6 protein-coding genes are annotated in these 7,467 nt (G+C 66.3%); 2 read left to right on the top strand and 4 right to left on the bottom strand.

Features of this window, described 5'->3' with window-relative positions; translation table 11 throughout:
- Positions 1 to 19: 19 nt before the first annotated feature.
- The 4 genes from IVA79_RS18135 to IVA79_RS18150 form a co-directional block, all read right to left on the bottom strand.
- On the bottom strand, positions 20 to 859 hold the full coding sequence (locus IVA79_RS18135; RefSeq protein WP_247555051.1) for an ABC transporter permease subunit: 840 nt from the start codon (positions 857 to 859) through the stop codon (positions 20 to 22).
- A complete protein-coding gene (locus IVA79_RS18140) occupies positions 856 to 2,154 on the bottom strand; it encodes a M20 family metallopeptidase (protein ID WP_247555052.1) in 1,299 nt (432 codons plus the stop codon). Before IVA79_RS18140 ends, IVA79_RS18135 begins: the two co-directional genes overlap by 4 nt.
- Before the next feature lie 244 nt (positions 2,155 to 2,398).
- Positions 2,399 to 3,604 carry an extensin family protein gene (locus IVA79_RS18145; protein WP_247555078.1) on the bottom strand — a complete coding sequence of 402 codons (1,206 nt, stop codon included), beginning with the start codon at positions 3,602 to 3,604 and terminating at the stop codon, positions 2,399 to 2,401.
- Positions 3,605 to 3,882: 278 nt separating this feature from the next.
- Complete coding sequence (locus IVA79_RS18150; RefSeq protein WP_247555080.1) at positions 3,883 to 4,734, bottom strand: DUF2147 domain-containing protein; 852 nt, start codon at positions 4,732 to 4,734, stop codon at positions 3,883 to 3,885.
- Positions 4,735 to 4,929: 195 nt separating this feature from the next.
- Between IVA79_RS18150 and IVA79_RS18155 the strand changes: the two genes are divergently transcribed.
- Positions 4,930 to 5,712, top strand: a complete 783-nt coding sequence (locus IVA79_RS18155; protein ID WP_247555082.1) for a DUF2147 domain-containing protein — start codon at positions 4,930 to 4,932, stop codon at positions 5,710 to 5,712.
- 222 nt (positions 5,713 to 5,934) lie between these two features.
- Positions 5,935 to 7,359, top strand: coding sequence for a FecR domain-containing protein (locus IVA79_RS18160; RefSeq protein WP_247555084.1), 1,425 nt, complete (start codon positions 5,935 to 5,937; stop codon positions 7,357 to 7,359).
- The last annotated feature ends 108 nt before the right edge of the window (positions 7,360 to 7,467 follow it).

The following is a 7,467-nucleotide window of genomic DNA, read 5'->3' on the forward strand; positions in this document are numbered from 1 at the left end:
GATCTCTCCTCGATCAGGACTAGGTTCGAGCCCACGGCATCAACAGTTTCGCGATTCCGCGCATCATCAAGTCGAGCACGACGCCGGTCAGGCCAAGCACGATCAGGCCCATGATCACGACGTCGGACAGCAGGAATTTTGCAGCGTCCCAGATCATCCAGCCGATGCCGGCGGATGCCGCGACGATCTCGGCGGCAACGAGAACGGTGTAAGTGAAGCCGAGCGAGATGCGCATGCCGGCAAGGATCAAGGGTCCCGCCGCAGGTAGATAGACGTGGAACAGCAGATGGCGCCGGGTTGCGCCGAGGGATTGCGCGGCACGTATATAAACGGGGTCGACGCTGGTGACGGCTTGGATCGTCGAGATCACGATGCCCGGCAAGCCGGCGAGGAACAGCAGCGATAGCTTCGAGCTCTCGCCGATGCCGAGCCACATCACCAGAAGCGTATAGAGCCCGAGGGGCGGCAGCGGCCGGTAGAACTCGATCAGCGGATTGAGCAGCGCGCGTGCATTGCGCGACACCCCCATGAGGACCCCGAGCGGGATACCGATGAAGCAGGCCAGTGCGAAAGCCGTGAGGATGCGGTAGAGGCTCGCCCCAAGATGCTGGAATAGCGTCGCGCCTTGATAGCCCTTCGTCATGGTCTTGACCAACGCGGCCCACACCGCCTGCGGCTTCGGCAGGAACAGCTCGTTGGCCCAGCCCACCCCCGTAACGATAGCCCAGGCGGCGAGCAGCATGGCGACGGTGAGCGTCGAGAGCAGCACCGACCGCGAGACTGTTGGCAGCCGCCAACTGCCCCGCCGCGTGCGATCGGCCGAGATTGGAATGGCCACGGGACTTGCCTCGACACTCATGCGCGCACTCCCAAGATCTGCATGATGGTCAGCGCGTAGATCCGCGTCGCCATCACCGACTTGGTGATCGAGATGTTCTCGTTGTCAACGGCCCAGCCGTCCTCGCCTGGACCGAATGTCACCGCGTTGATGCCGGCCTCGCGGAAGCGGATGGTATCGTTGAAGGCGTTCTTGCGATTGACGCCGGGCTCGCGGCCCATCAGGCGTCGATAGACCGCGCGAAGCGAGCGGCATGGCTCTTCCTCGACCGGCACGGGCTCGGTCGCGTTGACGAACAGCGAGCCGGGCACCTGGCGCACTCCGACCTTGACGTCGTTGGCGCCGGCAAAAGTCGCCTGCCCGAGACGCTCGATGTCGGACATCACGCTGGCGAGCGTCATGCCCGGCACGATGCCGACCACGGCGAGTGTGATGGTGCAGGCATCCGGTGAGAACTGCATCTCGCCGGGCAAGCCGCCACGGATACGCACCACCGAGCAGCAGGGCGGCGTATGCCCCATGAACTTGCTCGGCACGTGCGTGAACGTCATCTCCTCGAGTTTCGGCAGCAGCTTTGCCGCTTCGCTGATGGCGTTGACGCTGATGTCAGGCCGCCAGATGTGCGACTTGATGCCCTGGACCGTCACCTCGATCAGGCAGTGGCCGGAATTGGCCACCGAGAGGTTGATGCCCCAGTCTTTACCGACATCACCCCAGGCGGTCGGCTCGGCCGTGATCTCATAGTCGGCGGTAAGGCCGACCTTGTTGAGCATGTAGATCGAGCCCTCGGTGCCGTTGCGCTCCTCGTCGACGGTGTAGCAGCACATCAAAGTGCCTTCGAACTTCACGCCCTCTTCGACCAGGGCCTGTACCGCGAGCAGCGATGCGGCGAGATTGCCGCGGGTGTCGGAGGTGCCGCGGGCATAGAGCAAATCGCCATGGCGCGTCGCCTTGAACGGATCGAAATCCGTCATGTGCCATTTCTCGGGCTCGACCACCGGATAGGTGTCGAGATGATCGTTGAGGATCAGCGAGGGCGCACCCTCCCGCCCCTTCAGCACACCGAGCACGTTGGGCCGGTGCGGCTGCGCACTATGCTTGGTGACTTCCATGCCGAGGGCTTCAAGCTTGCCCGCGACCAACATCGAGATCGCCTCCTCCTCGGCGGGCGGGAGGTCGGGATCGAGCGGATTGCCGGAACGCGGCTGACCGGTGCGGATCAGTTCGGATGCAAGGTCGAGCCAGCGCTGCTCCGTGATGCGCGACAGCACGCGCTGCTCGAGATCGGAGTAAGGCGGGCTGACAGGCATCTGCATGACGGGTTCCGTTGGCTCACAGCGCCGGCCGCGCCGTTTCGTTGCAGCACCCTCATTGCAGCGACTGTGCCAACCGCCAGGGAAGTCCGCCCTGGCGTCAATACCGATTGCAATTCAATGATTTGGGGGAAATCCGCGACTGCGCAAATTTTTGCGCGTCAGCTGTGCTTTGCCAAAGACACGGCGCCGCCTGAACAGACCGACCGCAGCGGGTGGACTGCCGCGCCTGATCTGGCGCACGCGCCTAATCGTCGGCGTAGTCGTCTTCCTCGCGCTTGTGCGTCGCGCTCTTGCGCGCACCGAGCGAGCCTGTCACGGACGGATCGCGCGCATTGGCATAGGGATTGCGCGAATTCGCACGCCCGGCAACCTCTTCGCCTGAAACGGCGGCGGGCTGGCAGATCAGGCGGCGGCTGGCGCGGCGCATCAGATCGACGTGGATGTGATCGTAGTGATAGACGTTGGAGCCCGGCGCGAGAACGGTCGTGAAATGGGCGCAGGCGCCCGCCTGCACGTCGCGCAAGAATCCCTGTTCTTCCGGCATGCCGCGCCAGCCGTCCTTCACGGTGACACGGCGGCCATCGGCAAGCACGAAGGCCGAGATGTCGAGCGCATTGCCGAAGGCATGCTCGGAGATGTGGGCGCGCGAGTTACCGTTCATGCCGCGGCAGGAATAGGCGGAGATCTGCTTGATCTCGGCGACGCGGACGCCGAACCAACGCATCGCCGACGGCTGCACGGTATCGGCAAGCCAGCGATCGAGCTCGGACACGATCGGACAGGCGAGCGTCGCGGTCGGCTTGATCGCGACCGGACCGACGGCCGTGACGCCATTGCCCTGCGCTGGGCCGAGGCGTGGCAGCGGCTGCTGCGCCGGCGCCTGCGAGTAAGGCGCCGGCCGGGCCGGATAGCTCGGGGCATTCATGTAGCGCGCCGCGCCCGCGGCATCGGTGCCGTCGGGCGGCAGGTCGATCTCGTCTTCCTCCGGCGCGACGCCGGGCGCGTTCAGCGACATCGGCCCGTTTGAGGTGCCATAGCCTGAAGGTTGGCGCACCGCGGTTTCGGGATAGTTCGGCCGCTGCGGATAGGAGGACGACTGATAAGTCTGGCTCTGCGGGTAATTCGACCGCGGCTGCGTCACCGGCCAGCGCGGCTGGCCGCCGATGTTGCCCGGCGGGCGCAGCTCCTCGTCGGCAAAGCCATAGCTGGTGGAGGATTCGCCGAGAGCGGCGACCTTGAGCGGAAACTCGGCGCCACACTGACCAGGGCCGGAGATCGGATCGATCCGGACGAGATCCGGTCCCTCTTTCACCGCGCCCGATTTCAGGCATGCGGCTTCCGCCTCGGCTCGCCACGGTTCGCGTTCGGCCTGGAAGAAGCCGCGTCCGCAACCCGCTAGCGAAACAAGGACGATGGAGCCGACGAGATACAAACGAACTCCGCGCGTCATGCACGCACGTTCGGTGAATTTACTTAAAGACTCTTCAACACGTTGATTTCATGATTCTTTAACCATGCCGGCTGGCGCGCGCCGAAACCGCGGCAGGACGCAGCGACAACAAGGCTGACTTTTTCGGAAGGACACTTTCTGTTAACCATGAGGTCGCGCGCCAAGCAGCGTGCATGGAGGGAGGGACCTCATGACCTTCGCCGGGAGACTGAGCGTAGTCACCGCGTACCTCGCCATGGCCTTCGTCGGCGCCATCGTGCTCGGTATGATCTAGACTCCTACGACCGTGCGCCCCACTGCCGCGACGTCGTGATCAGTTGCTCGCGCGGCTCCTCGACCCGCGTCCAGTCGTTGCCGGAGCACCAGAAGCGGCCGATCGCGCAGGCCTCGACATGAAGCGTGCCGGAGCTCTTCAGCGTCATTCTTCCGTAATAGGTGCTGCCGCTGGAACGACTGTAGATGCTGCCGGTCCAGACATCATGCGTCTTCGGCTTCATGTTGACGAGCACGCTCTCGCCCCTGTTCGACGCCTCCGTGAGCGCGAAACCGCACAGTGCGGGTCCACAGCGTTCGATCCGAACGATGCCCTTGGCACCCAGGCTTTCCCATTCGCCGAGCGGCGAATAGGCCGGCGCATCCTCGCTGCGCTGTGCGACCGGTGCCGCCTGCTTGATCTCGAGCCTCGGCGCAACGACCGGCGGCTCCATGCGCGGCGGCTCGAGCGTAACGATCTTCGGCGGATCGACGCGCGGCGGCTCAATCCGTGGCGGCGCAGGCGGCGGCACAACCGGCTGCGAAATCGTCGCAGCAAGGACGGGCGCTGGAACTACCGGCGGTGCCGCGACAACGGCCGGCTGTGATGGCCGGGCAGGAGCAACTGAGGCCGGCTGCGGCACTTGGGCGACCGGCGCGGGCGCCGGCGACGGTACGGGCCTCGTGTCGACATCCTCCCTTGGCCGAAGGTTGCGATGGGAGGAAATCGAAACGCAGGACGCGGATCGGCAACTCCTGGGCGACTCGACGTGGAAGCGGTGGCCGCCGATCGAGAAGGAATAGGAACCGGCCTCGGCCACGGGCACGACCGCCATCAATGCGATCAAGCTGCCGAGCGAAGTCACAAGCCGGGTCATCGGCGCCTCCTGTCGTGTCGCGGCAAGGTTAGGCAGAATCAACCGCGGCTGAATGTGCGCTGCCTCACCCAGGCGCCGGCTCCCCTTGTGACGTCTATCACAGAGAGGCTGAGCGGCTGGACGTAGGGTCGAACCACGCTTCATCCACCAGCGACTTCGGTCCATATCGGGACCACGCCATTTTCGGAGGTTGTCATGAACAAGCTCACCATCGCCGCCACCGCGCTCTTCCTCGCTTCGACCGCCGCCGCGCATGCCGGCGGCAATTCGATCTCGTTCCAGATCGAGGGCCAGCACATCCGCATCGAGACGCCGCGCAACTGCGCCTCGCTCAACTGCGTGACCATCGTCGCCCCGGGCCTGTCGGACAAGCCGATCAAGCTGAACAACATCAACCTCAAGGGTCTCGGCGGCTCCAAGGACGATGACGTCGACACCACGCCCGCCCCGGCCACGACCACCCAGCCCGCGCCGGCGCCGGTGCAGCAGCAGCCCGTGCAGCAGGCGCCGGTTCAGGCGACCGCACCGGCAGCTCCCGCCGCGGCCGTGACGACCGCAACCGCCGCACCGTCCGCCAGCTTCGACAACACGACGCAGCCCGCACCGACTGCGGCTCCTGCTCCTGCGCCCGCGCCGGTCGCGGTTGCTCCCGCGCCCGCCCCGGCCCCGGTCGCTGCTGCACCCGTAGCCGCACCGAACTCGCCGATCGGCGTCTGGGCCACCGAACAGAACAAGGGCAATGTCCGCGTCGAACAATGCGGCGCCAATCTCTGCGGCTATGCCGAGAAGACCAACGCACGCATCCTGATCAACATGAAGCCCGAGGGGTCGAAGTGGAGCGGCCGCATCCACGATCCCGACTCCGGCCGCAATTACGACTCCACGATCGCCATGAAGGGCCCGAATGCGATGCGCGTGCAGGGCTGCGCCTTCGGCGGCATGTTCTGCGGCGGCCAGACCTGGAAGCGCGTGAGCTGACGCTGGAGGCGTTGTCTCCGACAATCGTCATCCCGGGCGATGCAAGGCATCGACCCGGGATCTCGCGCGACAACTTCACTTTACCCTTCACCATGAGGGAAGAGAGTTGAGTGCAAGCGTTGGCCTGTCCATGCGCCGCCTATTCATCTGCCATTCAGCTCATCCCGGCTGAAATCCGCAGCTCTCGCCTCGCGTTCTCACCGGGATCTTCTCGTGACTGCATTGGTGGCTTGGCGCCGCTTCGTCCTCGCGTTCGCTCTGGCCTTGCCGCTGGCGGGCAGCAGCGTGGCGTCCGCATCCGATGCCATCGAGCTCGCGCAGGCGCCGCCACAAGCACAGCCGATACCGGATTCCTCCCCGACTCCATCGGCTTCCCCCACGCCCGACGCGCAGCCCACCGCCGTCGAGCCGATCGGCAACGTCGCGACCGTGACGGGGATCGCGACCGTGATCCGCGACAAGAATTCCTATCCGCTGCGCGTCCGCGACGACATCTATCTCAATGACGTCGTGCAGACCTCCTCGAACTCCTCGCTCGGCATCACCTTCAACGACGCGACCACGTTCAACCTCTCGGCCAGCGCCAGGATCACCATCGACAATTACGTTTACGAGGATGGCGGCAAGCAGAACTCGGGGATCTTCGACGTCGGCAAGGGCACGGTCGCCTTCGTCGCGGCAGCGGTGGCGAAGACCGGCAACATGAAGATCACGACACCGACGGCGACGCTCGGCATCCGCGGCACCACCGGCGTCATCGACGTGCCTGAAGGCGCGGCAGCGAACAGCGCGCGCAACGTCAACATCAAGCTCTATCCCGACGCCGACGGCCGCGTCGGGCACATCGACGTCGACGATCGCACCAGCGGCACGCGGCTCGGCGCGCTGACGCAGGCATCGAGCGGCTTTGCGATCCGGCCCGGCGCAGCCACCGCCGGAATGATGCGCTTCGCCGCGGTGCCGATCACGATTCCCGCGCAGCAGATCGCGCGCGACCGCGGCTTCGTCAGCCAGGTGCATCTGGCACAAACCACGGGCCGCCAGATCGTCATCGAGCAGCGCGACTTCCGCCGCGCCAATCCGACCGCGCTCAGCCGCATTCCGCGGCCGGCCCAGCCGCCGCAGCAGCAACAATTGCGGCCGAATGCGGCACCAGGACAGCAACCGCAGCGGCCGAACGGTCAGCCCGGCCAGAACATCCGTCCGGGTCAGCAGCAGCCGGGCACGCCGGGCCGGCAAGGCTCGCAGCCGCCACAGCGGCAGGGCCAAGGTGGCGCGGCGCAGCCGGTTGGCCAGCGCGCGGGTCAGGGGCAACAGCCGCGAGGCCAACAGGAGCGCGGCGAGAGGGCACCGGCCCAGCAGCAAGGCGCGGGGCGTCCAGCGCGCCCCGGACAAAGCCCCCTGCCGAACGGCGCGCCGCAAACCCAGCCGCAACGCGGCGGGCAAATTCAGCCCGGCGGAATCACGCCGCAGCCGGGCGTGATGCCACAACCGCCGCGCACGGGGATGCAGCCCCGCCAGCCGCCCGCAGCTCAACCGCCAAGCGTGCAGCGCCCCGGCGGATTCCAGCCGCGCCTCCCCGCCGCGCAGCGCCCGGCTGCGCCGCGCGAGCCAGCGGCCACTCCGAAGGACAAGGAGCGGCGATGACCGTCGGCGCCGCGGCCGCTTCCGCACGATAGTACTAGAGAAACGCGCCTCTCCCCTCCGTCATTGCGAGCGTAGCGAAGCAATCCAGAGCCCCTCCGCGGGAAGATT

It is taken from the genome of Bradyrhizobium sp. 138 (assembly GCF_023074075.1).
Lineage (GTDB): Bacteria > Pseudomonadota > Alphaproteobacteria > Rhizobiales > Xanthobacteraceae > Bradyrhizobium.